Annotated in this window: 1 protein-coding gene; it reads left to right on the top strand. The window is 52.6% G+C overall.

The genetic code is table 11. The features are described 5' to 3' along the window. Window positions 1-63: 63 nt before the first annotated feature. A protein-coding gene (locus R3F72_RS18535) for an IS630 family transposase (protein ID WP_144408607.1) occupies window positions 64-1,078 on the top strand; the annotation gives its coding sequence in 2 pieces (ribosomal slippage) (window positions 64-450 and window positions 452-1,078; 1,014 coding nt in all). Window positions 1,079-1,085 lie beyond the last annotated feature (7 nt).

Here is a 1,085-nt window from a genome sequence, read left to right as displayed (position 1 = left end):
TAAGTACCTGATCTAAAGTTTTCGTGTAATATCCATGCCAGGATTTCTGACACGGACAGAACCATGGAAAAACGCTTCGTTGCCCCTCTCACTGAACCTGAACAACAGACGCTGACCTCCGCCTATCACCATGGCGAGAAGCGCGCTCTCCGTCGTCGGGCGCATGCCATTCTACTGAGTGACCAAGGCCATACTATTAACCAAATCAGTGAGATACTTCAGGTTCGCCGCGATGCCGTATCACGATGGTTCAAGCAATGGGAAGTGTCCGGTTTTGATGGTCTCATCGACAAACCGCGTAGTGGACGAACACCCGCCCTCGATGAACACGATCACAAGCGACTGCAAGCGTTGGTAGCCGAGCATCCCCATCAGATTCGCGCCTTACAGGCTCGCTTTCAAGAAGAGACCGGCAAGTCTGTCGCCACGGTGACACTGCGCCGGGCGTTGAAAAAAAAATGGTCATAGCTTCAAGCGCATTCGGCATTCACTCAAGCCCCAGCGTGACGAAACGGACTTTCGCAAAACGCAAGGCCTGATGAAAGCGCTTCACGAGCAAGAGGACCAAGGCGAGCACGAGCTCTATTACTTTGATGAATCAGGTTTTTCACAAGCGTCGTCGGTGCCGTATGCGTGGAGCCCTATCGGCAAGCCCTGGGAAGTCACTGCCTACTCCCGCAGCCGAAGGCTAAACGTGCTGGGATTCTTAAGCCGAGCCGGAAAACTGGTCTATCACACGACAACCGAGACAGTGACCACGGAAACGGTCATAGAAGCGTTTGACCAGTTTGTGATCCAGAAGGATCCAGACACCTTCGCTGTTGTGGTGCTCGACAATGCCAGCATGCATCGCTCCAAGGCCTTTAGGCGCAAGAGGGTGGAGTGGATGTCGCAACGTGTGCATCTGATCTATCTGTCTGCCTACTCACCAGAGCTGAATCTGATAGAGATTCTGTGGCGGCAGATGAAGTACACCTGGCTGCCCTTGAGTGCCTATCTCTCGTTTGAACGTCTACGTGAAGAGGTACACCGCTTACTCGGTGGTTACGGAACTGATCACGCGATTAATTTTGAATAGGCACTTA

Origin of the sequence: Salinicola sp. 4072, from assembly GCF_036663415.1 — a bacterium.
Classification (GTDB): domain Bacteria; phylum Pseudomonadota; class Gammaproteobacteria; order Pseudomonadales; family Halomonadaceae; genus Salinicola; species Salinicola salarius_A.
This window is presented reverse-complemented; position numbering and strand designations above follow the sequence as displayed.